At 70.3% G+C, this 16,010-nt stretch carries 11 protein-coding genes; 3 read left to right on the forward strand and 8 right to left on the reverse strand.

From position 1 onward, the window contains the following. Positions 1-63: 63 nt before the first annotated feature. The gene (locus CED_RS25860; RefSeq protein ID WP_035909318.1) at positions 64-2,475 is read left to right on the forward strand and encodes a hypothetical protein; all 2,412 of its coding nucleotides are present in this window, start codon (positions 64-66) and stop codon (positions 2,473-2,475) included. Between the two features lie 236 nt (positions 2,476-2,711). Next, positions 2,712-4,286 carry a Wzz/FepE/Etk N-terminal domain-containing protein gene (locus CED_RS06980; RefSeq protein ID WP_035909319.1) on the forward strand — a complete coding sequence of 525 codons (1,575 nt, stop codon included), beginning with the start codon at positions 2,712-2,714 and terminating at the stop codon, positions 4,284-4,286. 328 nt (positions 4,287-4,614) lie between these two features. On the opposite strand, the gene CED_RS06985 is transcribed toward CED_RS06980, so the two are convergent. The 6 genes from CED_RS06985 to CED_RS07010 form a co-directional block, all read right to left on the reverse strand. After that, the gene (locus CED_RS06985) at positions 4,615-5,973 is read right to left on the reverse strand and encodes a hypothetical protein (protein ID WP_035732519.1); all 1,359 of its coding nucleotides are present in this window, start codon (positions 5,971-5,973) and stop codon (positions 4,615-4,617) included. Between the two features lie 567 nt (positions 5,974-6,540). Continuing rightward, positions 6,541-7,326, reverse strand: a complete 786-nt coding sequence (locus tag CED_RS06990; RefSeq protein WP_011438308.1) for an SDR family oxidoreductase — start codon at positions 7,324-7,326, stop codon at positions 6,541-6,543. After that, complete coding sequence (locus tag CED_RS06995; protein WP_023840069.1) at positions 7,323-8,246, reverse strand: hypothetical protein; 924 nt, start codon at positions 8,244-8,246, stop codon at positions 7,323-7,325. The genes CED_RS06990 and CED_RS06995 overlap by 4 nt, the downstream gene beginning before the upstream one ends. Then, a complete protein-coding gene (locus CED_RS07000; RefSeq protein ID WP_035909320.1) occupies positions 8,209-8,991 on the reverse strand; it encodes an IspD/TarI family cytidylyltransferase in 783 nt (260 codons plus the stop codon). Before CED_RS07000 ends, CED_RS06995 begins: the two co-directional genes overlap by 38 nt. Beyond that, complete coding sequence (locus CED_RS07005; protein ID WP_035909322.1) at positions 8,988-10,436, reverse strand: DUF4910 domain-containing protein; 1,449 nt, start codon at positions 10,434-10,436, stop codon at positions 8,988-8,990. Before CED_RS07005 ends, CED_RS07000 begins: the two co-directional genes overlap by 4 nt. A gap of 20 nt (positions 10,437-10,456) precedes the next feature. Then, positions 10,457-11,311 (reverse strand): sugar phosphate nucleotidyltransferase, encoded by an 855-nt coding sequence (locus tag CED_RS07010; protein ID WP_035909382.1) that lies wholly within the window; start codon positions 11,309-11,311, stop codon positions 10,457-10,459. Between the two features lie 809 nt (positions 11,312-12,120). On the opposite strand from CED_RS07010, the gene CED_RS07015 reads away from it, so the two are divergent. Further along, complete coding sequence (locus CED_RS07015; protein ID WP_235186941.1) at positions 12,121-13,704, forward strand: glycoside hydrolase family 26 protein; 1,584 nt, start codon at positions 12,121-12,123, stop codon at positions 13,702-13,704. Between the two features lie 295 nt (positions 13,705-13,999). On the opposite strand, the gene mazG is transcribed toward CED_RS07015, so the two are convergent. Both mazG and CED_RS07025 read right to left on the reverse strand, forming a co-directional pair. Then, complete coding sequence (gene mazG, locus CED_RS07020) at positions 14,000-15,184, reverse strand: nucleoside triphosphate pyrophosphohydrolase (RefSeq protein ID WP_035909323.1); 1,185 nt, start codon at positions 15,182-15,184, stop codon at positions 14,000-14,002. Positions 15,185-15,196: 12 nt separating this feature from the next. Continuing rightward, positions 15,197-15,955 carry a SurA N-terminal domain-containing protein gene (locus CED_RS07025; RefSeq protein WP_035909324.1) on the reverse strand — a complete coding sequence of 253 codons (759 nt, stop codon included), beginning with the start codon at positions 15,953-15,955 and terminating at the stop codon, positions 15,197-15,199. Positions 15,956-16,010 lie beyond the last annotated feature (55 nt).

Consider the following 16,010-nt stretch of genomic DNA (forward strand, 5'->3'; position numbering starts at 1 on the left):
GCGGTTGTGCGGACCCTGCTCNCTGGGCCGGCTGAGCCGGTCGGGCTGGTCGAGAGAGCGGGTATGACGGACATCGACGTGGACCTGAGAGCCACGGGTGGGGAGGACGACTCCCCACCCGAGGGTTCCCCTGACGAGACCCGGTACGTGCCACGATCCCAGCGTCCCGCGCGGGCGACCGGGCAGCGTCCCGGAGAGCGGACCGAACGTCTCGGCGAAGGGTTCGAACGCCGTGGCGGCCGCCGACCCGGCGAGGTTTTCGAGGTGTCCACGGGGCCGATCCGCCCGCAGCCCGCTCCGGCGCCGGCGCCGCGGCCGGAATCCGGGGCGGGCGAGCAGACCATCAAGGTCTCTGGACTGCCGTTGATCCGCCGCCCGCCCCCGGGTACCGTGCGGACCGGCCCGGTGCGGCCCCACGGCGATCCGTCGGAGCAACGGCCCACCGCTTCCCCGGGCGAGATCTCCGTGAGCCGGGTGCCAACGGCCGGGAAGGCGGGAGACGGGAAGGCGGGAGAACCGTCGGGCGAGGCCGGGGGAAGACCGCCAGTCGACCCGGTCCGCCCCGCGGGGCCGGTGTCCGGGCGGTCCGGGCCCGCGATCCAGCCGCCCGACGTCGTCACCGCCACGATGGACCTGAGCGCGCTGCAACGCCGGCTGCGGGCGGAGAAGACCGAGCTCCTCCGGCGGGTCGAGGGGCAGACTCCCCGGCATCGCCGCTCGGACCGGCGGGCGCGTCGAACCGACGAGACCGATCCGGAGAGCACACAGATCTTTCCGCGGCCGCCCCCCGCCGGGCGTGGCGGCCGATTTCCCGGGGCGGGCACCGCGCGGTCCCGCGGTCGACGAAGGCCCGCCGCGACGGGCGGCGGCGAGCGGGCCGCCGCGGCCGCGTCCTTCGGGCCGGGGCCCGGTAACGGGGCCGACGGCCTGGTGGACGATCTGACCGGCGACGAGGGTCCGGGCCGCGAGGGTCCGGGCCGCGAGGGTTCCGGCGGCCGTGGCGGAGCCAGGTCGAAGGCGATCTGGACGCTGGCGGACCAGGCCGTCTCCAGTGCGACGAACGCCGCGGTCTCGTTCCTGATCGCCCATCAGGTCAGCGACGTCGAGTACGGCGCGTTCGGTATTGCGTACACGTTGTTCTCCATCGTCATCGGCCTGGTCCGCGCCGGAAGCTGCATGCCGCTGAGCATGTTCTACTCGGGTGCCACTCGGAGCGACTTCCGGGCGGCGGCCACCGCCACCACCGGCTCGTCGTTCGTCTTCGGTGTGGCCGTGGGAATCGCGTTCGTCGGTCCGGGTCTGCTCCTCGGCGGCCCGGTCGGGTCGTCGTTGTCGGCGATGGGCCTCGTGCTGCCCGGCCTGCTGCTGCAGGATGCGTGGCGCTATGTCTTCTTCGCGATGGGGAAGCCCTTCGGCGCCTTCGTCAACGACACCGTCTGGGCGGTCGTCCAGATTTTCGGGATCTTCCTGCTCATCCNCCGCGGTGTGNCCGCANCCCCGCCGCTGCTGCTCGCCTGGGGGGCCTCGGCTCTCGTCGCGGCCCTGCTGGGGATAGCCCAGGCCGGCTTCTGGCCGTCGCCCGGCGAGACCCTTCGATGGCTCCGCAGGAACAAGTCGAACTCCGCCTATCTGGCGGCGGAGTTCATCACCGTCCAGGGCGCGATGCAGACCTCGCTGCTGGTGATCGGAGCGGTGGGTTCGCTGGCGACGGTGGGCGCCCTGCAAGGTGCGCGCACGCTGCTCGGCCCGACCACGGTGGTCGGGGTGGGGGTCGTGAGCTTCGCGTTGCCGGAGTTCTCCAAGCGGNCCTCCATGACCCGCCACGCCCGGGAGCGCGCCGCCTACGCTCTCTCGGCCCTCGTCCTCGCCATCGGCACGGCGTGGAGCCTGATCTTCTACCTCCTTCCGGAACGTTACGGCCAGGCGTTGTTGGGCGACTCGTGGGACGGCGTCAGGAACATCCTGGGGCTGTCGATTCTGCACTATCTGGCCGCGTCGGTCCCGGTCGGACCGGCCTGCATGGTCTACGCACTCGGAAAAGCCAAGATCACATTTCGGGTCAATGCGGTCTTTGCGCCGATGTTGTTTGGTTTTCCTATCATTGGGTTGCTTGTCGGGGAGGCGCGGGGTGCGGTCGTCGGCTATAACATTGCTTTCTGGTCCATTGCGCCGGTGTGGTTTGTGCTGCTCCGTCGACTCGCTCGGGAGCACGACGCGGAGCAGGCCGCGCTGCGGGCGGCGCGGGGCGGCTCCGGGCCTGACCCCGCCCCGGCGGGGCCGGGAGGACGAGAGCTGCCGCGCCCGCGCCGGGCCGGGATGAGCGACGCACGTCGGTCGAGACGGTCGAACGCTGGCGAATCTGACCATCGAATGGATCCCGNGGATGATGTCGAGGGTATGGATGTCGCTCCGGAGCACGGCCCTCGCCGGCCTGGTCGCGGAACCGGATCGCGGCGTGGTGGGCGGGGCACCTGAGCATCCGCGCGGCGTCAGTCATAGCTATAGACCGTTTACTATCCGCTATCGGCTATGCTCACAAATCGGTTCCGTCAGATCTAGACCGTGGTCCGGCAAACGGGCCGGATGCTCCTGTGGGGGGCCACATTGAGTTCGCTTCATGTCCCGCTGGAGGAGTCGTTGCGTCGTCTCACCGGCACTCCGATCCGGGTACGGGCCCGGTCCGCTCGTTCCGAGTCCGTGGCGGGTGCGTCATGAGTCGCAACGTGCAGGCGGGCAACGAGACCAGCCGGGCTCCCTCCGCCCCGTCCCTGCTTCGTATCCTCCAGCCACGGCTGCTGGTTGTCGCCATCGTCGTGGTCGTCTTCGCGGCTCTGGCGGCCGCCTACTCCAAGACGCAGACGGCGACCTATCGGTCGAGTGCCCGGGTCTTCCTCTCGACGGACTCGGGTACGCTCGGCGCCAACTCGGTCGACGCGACCCGCTTCGTGCAGACCCAGGCGCAGTTCGCCCAGTCCTCGGCGGCCGTCGCGGAGATCGCGAAGGAACTCAAGCTGCCCGAGCTGGACGTCGCCGCCCGGCTCAGTACCTCGCCGTCCGACGAGGGCTACTTCTTCGTCATCAAGGGGACGGGCCCGAGCCAGCAGGCGGCGGACGCGCTGGTCAAGTCGGCCGAGGATGCCTACAGCAAGCTTTTGACGACCTATGGCCCCAACAGCCAGGCGAATATCAGCGCCATGATCAAACTTCGTGACGGGCTGGTGGCGGAGCAGGCCGCTGCGGGCCAGGGAGCCGGTATTGCCGGGAGCGTCGACAACACCGTCCGCAACACGCAGATCGCGAACCTCAACACGCAGATCGCCACCGCCCGTACCGCCTCCGCGCTGGCGAGCGCGTCGATCAAACTGGCCGAGCCACCCGTCGCCGAAGGCCAGAGCGGGCCGAACCTGTTCCGTAACACGCTGGTCGCTGCGATCGTCGGGTTGCTCGGTTCGATCGCGGCGATTTGGATCATGTATCAGCGCCGGCCCACCATCCTCGACCCGCACAACCCATCCGACACCCTGGGCGTGCCGCTGATCGCCGTCCTGGAGCCGGGACGGACCACCGCCAGCGCGGCCGAGACCCTGGTCTCGGCGATGTCCGCGGTGATGTCCCCGACGAGCAAGGTGATCGCGTTCNCCCCGGCGTCGCGAGGGGACCTGACCGCCGATCTCGTCGCCTCCGTGGCCGCCGCATGGTCCGATGATCAGGGCGTCGTCCTGATCCTGGACACCTCGCCGTCGTCCGAGGTGCGGGGAGTTCTTGAGGGACTGCCCCGGGCGACCTCCGGGGAGCTGCCTCGCTGGGCGCACGAGCCGACCTGCCTGGCACGCTCGTCCGGCACCGGACGGGGGCACATCCTCTACAACCGCGTGTCGCCGGCCCGGGCCGCCCGGCCCGGTGGCCTCGCCCCGATCCTCGCCGACCGGGCGCCGGTCGTCGACCTCGTCATCCTCGTCACCTCGGCGCTGGCCGAGCTGCCGATGACCGCGGCCTCCGCCATCCAGGCCGACGCCGTCGTGGTCATCACCTCCACCGAAACCAGCCTCAAGGAGCTTGAGCAGGTGCCGCGGGACTGGCCGGCGCTCGCCGAGCGAGTCGTGGGCGTCGTGCACGACGGCCGGACCGGCATCCGCCGGGCCGTCGCGGCGGCCCCGGAGCGTCGTTCGTCGGTCGACACCATCACCTCCAATTCCCCGGTGGGGGACTCGGCCGCGGTGAGCAAGCGGGGCGGCGGCGTGGACTCGGAGGCCACCGACCGCTACGCCCGCCCCGGCAAGCGTTAGAGAGCCCGTAGCCGCGAGGGTCCGGGACCCCGAGGTTCCCTGGATTCCAGGCGTCGCAACGCCGGTATGACGAGCCGGGCGGTCAGCGTAATCTGACCGCCCGGCTCCTTCGTTGTACCGGCTTCTTGTCGCGGCTTCTTGTCGTATCTCCGGTCCCTGGGTCTGGTCCCGGCGCCCGGTCCCAGTTCCGGCCATCGCGATGGCCCTACCTGCCAAGATGAGGCGAGAGGCGAGAGGCGAGACGAGCACGGGCAGGGATGGCGGTATGGGCGGATGGCGCCATCCGTGCGCTGTGGTGCGTGCGGTCGCGCGCCTGCTGCGCGCTGGGTCAGATCGAGGCGAAGGACCGGCCCGGTGCGGGAGCCGGTGGGATCCGCGGTGACGGCGCTCCCGGATCCCTCTGGAGCCTGACGGTCTCCTCGGGGGTAACCGTGAACCAGGTGACGAGCAGGAGGCCGAGCCCGGTGACAACCGGGGCCAGCAGGCCTCCGGACAGCACGCTATAGAAGATCAACACCGACCCGGAGAGCACGAACGACTGCGAGCCGCGTACGAACATCGCCACCACCAGACCGATGAACGCGGTGGTCCCGACGACGCCGTACTCGAGGATCAGCTTGGGCAGGAGGGCGTAGTTCAGCGGCAGTCCGGTGCGGTAGAAGAACGCGGCCGCGTCCCGGTCGGCGAACCCGGGCCCCGAGCCGAACGCCACCGTCATCGGGTCGCTGCCGAGCGCGTCCCAGGTCCGCTGGTACGGCTGGACGAAGCGCAGGCTGCCGCTGGACGTCGATGAGGATGTCTCCGTAGCACGCGCGGCGAAGATGCTCGATGCCGGGGTGAAGCTGATGATCAGCGCCACGAGGCTCACTCCGAGCAGGGCGGTGAGCGCGAATCGGGCGCCCTTGTGAACGGCCAGCAGGACGCCTGCGCAGGCCAGCAGGAGCAGACCTGTGCCGGAAACGGTGCTCAGGATGGCCAGCACAAACATGATCATGCGCCACCAGCCGCCGTTGCGCAGTGTGCAGACCACGATACCGAAGCCGAGGAACTGTGAGCAGAATGACGCCTCGAGGCAGATGAAGGCGTTCGACTTGTACAACGACGAGCCGTACTGCACGGGGTAGGACGTGTTGAACCCATGCATCAGGAACTGCGACGGCACGATGTCCTTGACGACGTCGGTGTACGGAACGCCGACGAGCTGAATGGCGAACTGGAACAGCGCGAGACCGGCGAGTACCGTGATCATGATCAGAAAACGGTCCAGCAGCCGGGGCAGGAGAGCGCGGGCGTCCGCGCCGCGCAGGCCGAGGACGAACGGCACGTACGTCGCCAGCAGCAGCAGCAATGAGGTGAAGGACGTGTCGTCCTTCTCGCGGAGGAAGCAGACGAGTGCCGAGGCCGAACATGCCGTCATCGCGACGAGGTAGGTGGTCACCCGGCTGGAGTTGTACGTCAGACCTCCGCGGCGCAGCATCAAGGCCGCGCAGACATAGGTGATCGGCAGGATTACCTGGACCTGTGAACCGCCCACCGGGAAAGCGATCCGTTGCAGGAAGATCTCGCAGAAGAGCAGGATCGTCAGCATCCGGAAGGTGGCGTCGTTGACCGACTTCCCGCTGCCGGCCTCCTGGGTCGGGATCACCCACGACCGTGGAATCCTGGTCGTGAGCGTGGTGGTGACCACTGGTTCCCGTCCCCCCCGTTCCTGGTCAGTGGGCTCCCGGGCGCCGCGTCCGGCGACGGNGGTCCGGCGATGGAAGCCCATCCGCACGTCGGCAGGTCGGCTAGCTGGCGCTACGGGCGGACGGCGTGGGCGATTCAGTCTATCCGGGGCCCTCGTGCCGTCTCGCAAGGNGGTCTCCGTGCCGTTTCCGGAGCGCATGGTTGCGTCTCCGTCACGCCTTGCAGCCAGCTGCTGGGGGGCTCTTCGAACCCGGCACGGGCGATGAATAATAGCGGTCGTCAGGCTTGACCGCCATCGGTTCGTATCCGTGCAGATCTGGATTCCGGCGGGGCGGGGCGGACACATGCCCTCGGCCACCCGGGACCCGGACGCTACACCGCTGACCTGCTCCGCCGCGGCCGCGGAGGCCGGTTCGTCCTGGTCCTGGATCTTGCTTCCGGATCTTGGTTCCGGTCCCGGGGTTCCGGTCCCGAGTCCGGGACCGCGCCGTCGGCGGACTTCTGGGCCTCGGGGCCCGTGGGCTCTGGCGCGCCCACGGGCCCCGAGTCGTTGCGCAGCGTGAGTGCGTCAGTAGCTCTTCTTCGCCGGCCGTAGGTGCAGCTCGGTGATCTCCGCGGTGGGTGGGAGCCGGATCAGATAATTGACGAGATCGGCCACGTCGGCCGCTTGGACGAGCAGCTCGGGTGCGTACTCACGGCCTTCCCGGGCGTAGATCGCCTCCTGCCTTGGGGTCGCCGTACGGCCGAGATGGATGGTGGTCACCCGGATGCCGTCGGCGTTGATCTCCTGGCGCAGGCTGTCGGCGAACCCCCGCATGGCGTGCTGGGTGGCGGCGAACACGCTGGTGCCCGCGCCGGCCCGGATGCCCTGGGTGGAGTTGACGATGACGATGTCGGCGCCGCGGTCGGCCCCGGCGACCCGCAGCGCCGGCAGCAGCCGCTGGGTGAGCGCGTATGGTGCTCGGACGTTCGCGAGGTACTGGGCGTCGAGATCGGCCAGCGACACGGCGTCCACCCGGGCGCTTCCGTAGGCGCCGGCGCTGTGCACCAGATGATCGACGCGGCTGTAGCGGTCCGTGACCTCGGCGGTGAACGCGACGACGGCCGCGTCATCGGTCAGGTCGAGGCGCACCGGCGTCAGGGTGCCCGGACCGCTCGCCTCCTTGCCGAGGGCGTCGAGCCGGGTCTGGTCGCGCCCGAGCGCGAGGACGGTGGCTCCGCCCGAGGCCAGCCGCAGCGCGGTGGCCCGGCCGATGCCGCTCGACGCACCGGTCACCACGGCGACCCGCCCGGCGAGCGGAACCTCGTCCGCCGCCGGGTCGCCCGCGCCGGATCCGTTCGGGGCCGCCGTCATGCGTTCTGGTGGGAGAACACCAGCATCGCGTCCTCCCGCGGCGGCGCGGTGTCGTAGGTCAGGCAGATGTCCTCGGGAATCCGGCTCAGGTCGGTGCCACGCAGGTAGTCCCGCATGGTCGTGCCGGTGCACTCCGCGTCGACGTTCGGCGCTCCGACGTGGTTGACCACGTCGTCGAAGTGGACGGTGCGGAAGTCCATGCTGAACCGGGTGCGGCCGGAGTTGTTCGGCACCGAGGAGTGCAGCTGGGCCGCCGAGAAGATCATTATGCCGCCGGAGGGGGCGACCACCCGGGTCTGCGGAAAGATCTCCACCTCCTCCTCGGGCTTGGGCTGCTTGCGGGTGTCGGACTTGATGTGCTTCGCGGCGTCGGCCCGGTTCTTCGCGTTCCACTCGTAGTAGTCGTAGTCGCGGGAACCGTTCTTCACGCCCTGGGAGAAGTAGCGCGGGTGGAAGGCCATGGCGTTCTCCGGCACGATGTCGAAGATCGGCATCCACCAGTTGAGCTGGCAGAACGGTGCCGAGTACCAGGTGTCGCGGTGCGGGTGGAAGGCATAGGCGATGCCCGAGGTGAGGTAGTCGTCCGACGTCGAGGTCCGCAGCCGGGGCACGTCGAAGTAGGTCTTCGACAGGTCGCAGCCGTGCTCGGCGAGAATCGCCGGCAGCAGTTCCTTGCAGGTGGGGTGGTGGATGAACCGTGGCTTCAGCTCGGCGAGCAGGGCCGCGTAGTCCTCGACCGGCATGTGGTACTGCGCCGTCTCGGGGTCGAGATCGCCGAAGGCCTCGCGGATCAGGGTGCGGCTGAACTCGACGAACTCCCGCGTCGCGGGCCTGGGCGCGTAGACGAACAGCTCGCCGGCGTAGAGCCTCGCCCGCCGCTCGTCATCGGACAGCGTGGATTCGACCAGTACCGAACTCATTAGGTTCCCCCTCGGAACGAACATGGGTGAGAAGCAGCCGGGCCATGGCGAGTTCGTCCGGCGTGGTGACATGGATGTTCGCCGGCTCGCCGGGGACGACCACGACCAGGCCGCCGGCCGCGGCAACCATCGCCGAGTCCTCGACGGCCTCGCGGGCCTCCGCGTGCACGGAGCGCAGCAGGTCCGCCCGGAAGGCGTGCGGGGTCTGCACGAGCCGGTGAGTCTCCCGCGGCAGCGAGGCCCCGGTGACCAACCGGGGGGTGTCGTCGGGGGGGCTGCCGAGCACCGTCGAGCGGATCTCCTTGACGACCTCGGTGAGCGGGAGCCCGGGTACGGCCGCGTCGGCGCCGGCGCGGACCTCGTCGATGACCCGCTGGTACAGGGCGGGAGTCGCGAGTGGATGGGCGGCGTCGGTGACCACGATGACCCCGGCGNCCGCGGGCACGGCAGCCAGCCCCGCCCGGACGGACTCGGCCCGGGTGGCGCCGCCAGCGACCATCCGCACTCCGTCCGGCGGTGACCAGTGGCCGATCAGGGCGGCGGGGACGACCACGACGATGCCGTCACTGGCGGGCCGCGCCGCCGCGACCGGATGGGCGAGCAGGGGCTCACCCCCGAGGTCGAAGAACTGTTTCGGCCCGCCGAAACGCGTGCCGCCGCCGCCGGCCAGCACGATCGTCCAGACCGGGCCGCTGTTCCCGGTGCTCCCCGCACCGTTGGCGACGGCGACAGCGGTGTCGGTCACCGCCGGGCTCCCGCGGGCGCGGCGCTGGTGACGTCGCTGCTGGTGACGTCGCTGAGTAGATCGACGCCCGCCAGGGCATCGGCCGCCGCCGCGACGGTGTCGAACGGCAGGTCCGCGCGGTCGGCGATGTCGAGCAGGCTGCGCGTGCCGTCGGCCAGGTTCAGCACCCACAGCAGGCCCATCTCGATCGCCTGGCGGTTCATGGTGGCCCCGATGGCGCGGTACAGGCCCCGCCGGCCGAGCTGCGGCTCCCCGTACGGGGTGGTGTTGCGCCAGATGCGGTCGCGCTCGCAGATGTCGATCGTCCGCAGCAGGATCGCGAACGAGTCGGCCAGTGACTGCGGGGTCACGAAGTCGAGGTCGTCCGCGGACGTGTGGTACTGCGGATAGTCGCCGTGCTGGCCGCGCCCGAACCGGCCGACGGGCAGGTCGAAGCCAGGGGAGCAGAACTGCCGTTCGTCGTAGCCGTAGGGGGAGAAGTCGACGACCCGGTGCGGCCGCCCGGTCTCGGCGAGCGCCGCCGCCGCGGCCCGGTCGACGGCGGCGTTACCCCGCCGGCTGCGCTTGTAGGTCGGGTCCGACCGGTCGCCCAGGCCGGTCAGCACCAGCCCGTGCCGAATGCGCCCGACGGTGTCGCGGTTGCGCGCGAGCCAGGTGATCGATCCGATCGTGCCGGGGATGAACAGCNGCCGGAAGGTGTGCCGGCGGGGCAGCCCGGCCAGGGNGCGGGCCAGCAGGGNGGNCGTGGCGATGCCCGAGCAGTTGTCGTTCGCCATCGCCGGGNGGCAGGTGTGGGTCGTGATGAGGAACTCGTCGTCCGTGGTCCCGGGCAGCACGATCTCGCCGTAGGTCAGCGACCCCGCGGTGAGGGTGGTGTCGATCTCCACGTCGTACTCGCCGTCGGGCAGCGCGGCGAGCTGCCGGTCGGTCAGGCAGAAGCCCCAGTTCTCGGTGTAGTAGGAGGNCCGGTAGGGCACCCAGTCCGGGCGGTCCGGCATCGAGAACAGGTGCGGGCGCAGCTCGTCGAGGGACAGCCGGGCGCGGACCGGTGTGCTGTACCCCAGCAGGTGCAGCGGGTTGTCAGCGGCGTCGACGACGGTCTTGCCGTCCGGGCCGGTCAACCGGGCCGAGGCGACGTTCCATTCCCGGGGCACGGTCCAGTCCAGGACCGGTGTCCCGCTGGGGACCTCGTGCACCGTGAGCGCGGGCTCCGGGCCGAGCGCCCGCGCGACGGTGGCGAGCGTCGTGCGGACACCGTCCCCGGTGATGCTGCGCATGGGGGGCAGCAGGGTGGCGACCAGGTCGTGCAGCCACGTACCCGGGTCGGCGCCTGCCGTCGCCGCGTACTCGCCGGCGTCGGCGGGCTCGGAACCGTTCGGGGGGGAAGCGTTCAGGGGGGAAGCGTTCGGCTCGGGACCGCCGGAGCCGCGGGAGGAATCGCTCATCGCTGGACCCGTCCGGAACCTCAGCCGGCCCAGACACGCCAGGGCGCGGCACCGGAATCCCAGAGCTGGTTCAGCTCGGTCCAGTCGCGGAACGTGTCCATACCCATCCAGAACCCGTCGTGAGTGTGCAGGGTCAGCTCGCTGTCCCGGGCCAGCTGCTGCAGCGGGTGACGCTCCAGCAGCAGCGCCGGGTCGTCGTCGAGGTACTTGTCGATGAACTCGCGCTCGAAGACGAAGTATCCCCCGCTCACCCAGCCGGTCTGCGGCGGCTTCTCGGCGAAGAGGGTGACGGCGTTGCCGTCCGTGGTCAGCTCGCCGTAGCGACTCGACGGCCGGACGCCGGTGACCGTCNCGATCCGCCCCGACGCCAGGTGGTCGGCGAGCACCGCGCCGACATCGACGGCACCCACGCCGTCGCCGTAGGTCAGCATGAACCGCGGGCCGGTCAGGTACTGGGCGACCCGGCGCAGCCGGGCTCCGGTTCCGGTGAGTAGGCCCGTCTCGGCGAAGGTCACCTCCCACGCCTCGTCGCCCACGGTGTTGTGGAACTGGGGGGTGTGGTCGTCGGAGAGCGTGAGGGTGAAGTCGGCGACCTGCGCACGGTAGGCGAGGAAGTAGTTCTTGATCAGATCGCTCTTGTAGCCGAGGCAGAGCACGAACTTACGGAAGCCATAGTGCTCGTAGGTCTTCATGATGTGCCACAGCACCGGCTTGCCGCCGATGTCCACCAGCGGCTTGGGTAGTTTCTCGCTGGCTTCCCGCAGCCGGGTTCCCATCCCGCCGCACAGGATCACGACGGGGATGTCCGCCACGTCGGGAATCTCGCTGGTCTGGGCGATCTCGATGCTCAAGGCTGTTGCGTCTCCCGTGCTCATGCCCCGGTCCGGACGCACTCGGGGCGGATGGGCGTCAATGGCCTGGTCGTTGCGGGACCGCGACGCGCTCCGGGTGATCCGGGGCAGCCGTCCCGCGGGCCGGCTGGTCGTGACCGGTGGGGGCAGCCACCGGGCGGTCCGGCTGCGNGGGCGGCGCGTTCCCACGCGGGTGAGGACGTCGCTGCTCGCCCGCGAACGTGCGTGCGGGCGTGACCCGTGGCAACGGTACCGTATGGTCCTTTGCCGGCTGGCGGTGTCCCTACGAACCCGCGTATGCGGCATAGACCCCACAGCCCCGCGGGCCTCCCACGCGTCTGACTTCCCTGACTTCCCTGGCTCCGGGACCGGATGACGGTTTCGGTGGGTCGGGTGCGCGTGTCGAACAATTCTCTCGGAGCGGGAGGGTTGGTCTACGGATGGCTGATCGTTGCACTGCGTGATAAGCCGAGGCCGCCGAAGGTGCACTTCGTCGGTGGTTGTTACTGTTTAGCGATCACTCTCGGATTACCGAACGAGCCTCGGCTCAGGTGTCGACGGTGATGGCGGACCTCGTTGCGAGCCACCGGATCGGGGAGAGTGTCGCGCTTGGCCGCACTTTTGCACTACATGAGTAAAAATGACTTTATAGATAGAAATGTACGACTGGGGTGATGCGGGTGCGCGGGCGCTCCTGGTCGGATGACCCTCCGGCCGCTGGTCGCTGGCCGGTGGCCGGATCGCCATCCTCGGACCAGGACGGCACGGTGCATCACTCCGAGACGGACCCGCCCCGTTCGGCCGATCGGCGGCCCGCCGGTGGGAGCGCCGGCATGCCGACCCCGTCCCGGGGCGAGTGGCCGGACGCCCGGCTGCTCCCGCTGCGCCGTCGCCGAAGCGACACGACGCCGCGGATCCTCCGTTCCCCTAGCGAGGGTTCCCCCACCGAGCTGGTCCACATCCGCCGCGACGGCGCTCCTCGCGACGCGGATGGCGGCCCGGTCACAGCCCCCGGCGGGGACCGGCCGGACCCGGTGCGGGCACGTCCGGACGGCGCCACCACGACCGTGTTCCATTGGCACGGGCGGCAGGCCCCGGCCGGGAAGAGGCTGGACACGCCGGACACGAACGTTCTGGCCCGGGACGTTCTGGCCCGGGACGTGCCGGTCTGGGACGGGCCGGTGCCGGACGCGCGTGTTCGGGCGGACGGCGGCGGTGAACCTGGCCCGGGTCGTCTGTCTCGCGTCGCCGGTTGGATCGCTGCGCGCCCGGGGGGCCGAGCCGGCCGAATCCCGCGTCTCCCGCTTGTCGCGGTCTCGATCGCGGTCGTGACCGCCCTGACCGCCTGGGTTCTGGTGTCCTCCGGAGGACACCCCACGGACACGGTGGCCGGCGGCCCGACGTCCGCCCCGCAGTCGCAGCCCCCGCCGCAGTCGCCACCCGCGCGGTCGCCGAGCTCCGGCCCCTCGCCCGCACCGGGGGTCCAGCCGCCGGTCACCGTGCCCCGGGTGCAGCGGGCCGCCACGACCGGTGAGTTTCCCACGGGGGTCGCCGCGCACACGTTGGCGCAGGCGAACCGCTGGGCGGAATTCCGTGGCCGGCCCAACGACGTCGTCGTCATGTACACCGAGCGGTCCAGCTGGCGGGCGATCGTCGAGCCCTGGATCGGTCGCGGCGCCTCGACCTTCGCCGGGTTCTCCGGCACATGGGTCATCAGCCAGCCGCTCTTTCCGGACGAGGGGCCGGAGAAGGGCAACCTCGCCGACTGCGCGGCCGGCCGCTACGACGCCGAGTGGCGGCAGTTCGGCCGCTGGCTGGTGAGCATGGAGCGGGGCGACTCGTTCGTCCGGCTGGGCTGGGAGTTCAACGGGCTGTGGTTCGCGTGGGCGGCCACGGACCCGCAGCAGTGGGTGCAGTGCTTCCGTAACGCCTCATCGGCGATCAAGGCTACCAGTCCGCGGGTCCGCATCGACTGGAACCTCAACGCCCACGGCTCGACCACGTCGGTCGGCGCCTTCGATCTCTACCCGGGTGACCAGTACGTCGACGTCATCGGGGTCGACAGCTACGACCAGTNCCCGCCGAGCCCGACCTACGCTGACTTCGACAACCAGTGCAACGAGACCGGCGGTCTCTGTCAGGTGATCATCTTTGCGCGGATCCATCACAAGCTGTTCTCGGTGCCGGAGTGGGGCGTGGTCAGCCAGCAGGGCACCAAGGCGGGTCGGGTCGGGGCCGCGGGTGGGGACAACCCCGTCTATATAGAGAAGATGCACGAGACGTTTGTGCGTAACGCGGACATTCTCGCCTACGAGGCGTACTTCCCCGATGCCGTGCCGAACAACGTCCGTTCCTCGTTGGTCGACCCCACCATCAATCCCGCGGCGGCGGCGATGTACCAGCGGCTCTGGGGCTGATCCCTGGGGGCTGATCCCTGCCGGGGCTGGCTCGTCCCTGTTCGCCTGGTGGCCCGGGCTGCGGGGGTGTCGCAGGACACGGTCTTGCGTGGGGCGGACAGCAGTCCTCAGCACGATGGGCACGGCGGTGAAGACGGGCATCTTAGACCCCGCGTCGTCCGCCGCGTCCGCCGCGCCCGCCACAACCAGTACCCGGTCAAGAAGCCCGGCCAGCGCGGCACCCGCCACGACGCCCCGCCCACGATCAGGCTCGCCAACCCGGTACTCCCTGGCATCGGGCGCCGGTGATCGGTGCTTACCCGGGTAGCTGCCGCCAGATTGCGCGCCAGCGGGTGTCGGACAGGGAAGCCGGATCGGCGCCCTCGGCACGGACTGTGCCCTCGACGGCGGCCAGCCGGTCCCGGAAGCGACGGGCGGTCGCCCGAAGGGCCCGCTCCGGATCGACGGAGGCCGTCCGGGCGAGCGCGACGGCGGNAAAGAGCAGATCACCGATCAGGTCGNCCCCCGCCGTGCCCGACCGGGCCAGTACGGCGGCCGTGGCGGCGATCTCGGTGACCCGATCGCCCGCGTCGGTCACACCCCACGCGGCCGTCCCGGTCAGCGCGAGATCCGCCGGGACGCCGATGCCGGCCGCCCGCTTCAGCAGCTTGGCCGCNAGGGACAACGCCGGTTGGGAGAGTGGGACACCCTCGGTCACCGAGACGCGCCCCTTCTCGACCGCCTTGATCGCGTCCCAGTTGGCGACGACGTTCGCCGGACCGTCCACGACCACGTCACCGAACACGTGCGGATGACGGCGGATCAACTTGGCCACCAGACCGGCCGCGATGTCATCGACGTCCCAGCCGTCGTCGGCGCGCTCGGCGGCGATCCGAGCGTGGAAGAGCACCTGCATCAGCACGTCGCCGAGTTCCTCGCGCAGCTCGGTGAGATCGCCGTCCTCGATCGCCTGATACGCCTCGTACGTCTCCTCGACCAGGTACGGTGCGAGCGAGGTGTGCGTCTGCTCGGCGTCCCAGGGGCAGCCGCCCGGCGACCGCAGGCGGTCCATGACCGCGACGGCGTCCAACAGGCTCGAGCCGGGCAGCTCCCTGGTGGCCACGAGGCTCGTCACTTCGACCCCGGTCACCCCGTCGACGCCGGCATCGTTGCGTTCCCCGGATCCACTCGCCTCGCCGAGGAGGCAGTCGAGGATGTTCGGCGCAAGCGGATCGGGTAGCCAGGCGACCTCGGCCGCCGCGGGATCAGGCAGGGCGGCCCGGATGAGGGTCACCGCGCCGGCCAGACCGCCGGGATCGCCGGGATCGCCGGGATCGACGATCAGGACGGTCGCACCGGCCGCCCGCAGCGCGGCGAGCTGAGGATGCGTGGGGCTCGCGGTCAGGACGGGCACCGTGCGCACGACATCCCACGCCCGGGCCGTGAGAATTCCCGGTGCCACCCGGGGGCTGGTGACGACCACGGTGATCCGCATCAACATGTCGCCGTCCGCTCAGGATCGGGTGGTCAGGTCCAGGATCGGCGTGGGCGCGGGCTTGCTGGCGATCGAGCCCTCAGCGGCGACCACGGCGAACTGCTTCGTGTCCCAGGTACCAAATCGTGGGTTTATCGAGATGGGATCCCGGGACTCGGCCTGCGCGAGTAGCGGACGCACCTTCGTCGCCCGTTTGTCCGCCACCAGGAACCGAGCCAGGTAGGGCTTGGCCTGCCGGTAGCTGAGAGGGATCTTCCCGATCTGATCGACGATGCTGTCGTACTGGGCGCGGGTGTCCGCNTCGGAGGCGAGGACACCCGGGCTGATCTTGTCCCCGAGCGCCGACTCGAACGCTCCCGAGCGGACGATCGTCGCCACGTCCTGCTGGGCGAAGCCTGCCGCGGCGGCTCGCTGCTCGAACGCCTTCACGCTGCCGAACTGCAGGATCGCGTACGCCTGGTAGTAGGACGCGATGTCCTGGCCGGTCAGCGAGATCCCCAGCCGCTTCGCCTCACCGGAGATCAATTCGAGCTGCACGAGCGTGGTCAGGGTTCGTCGCTGGAGTTCACCCCGGTTGAGACTCTGCGACGCCGACTGCGAGGTCTGCGGGATCGGTACCGTCTGCGCGGCCTTGAGCCCACGGTCGACGATGCCGCGCAGCTGGGAGGTCCCGATGGTCTGCGAACCGACCTGGGCGGCGGCCCCGGCATGGGTCGTGCACCCGGTACCGACGAGCATGAGGAGCCCGACACCGGCGAGGAGACGGGAAAGCTTCACGAGCCGAGACGGTATCCGCTCAGCGTGGCGTACGGTACGGCGCCCTACGCCAGGA

This window comes from Frankia sp. CeD (assembly GCF_000732115.1).
GTDB lineage: Bacteria > Actinomycetota > Actinomycetes > Frankiales > Frankiaceae > Frankia > Frankia casuarinae.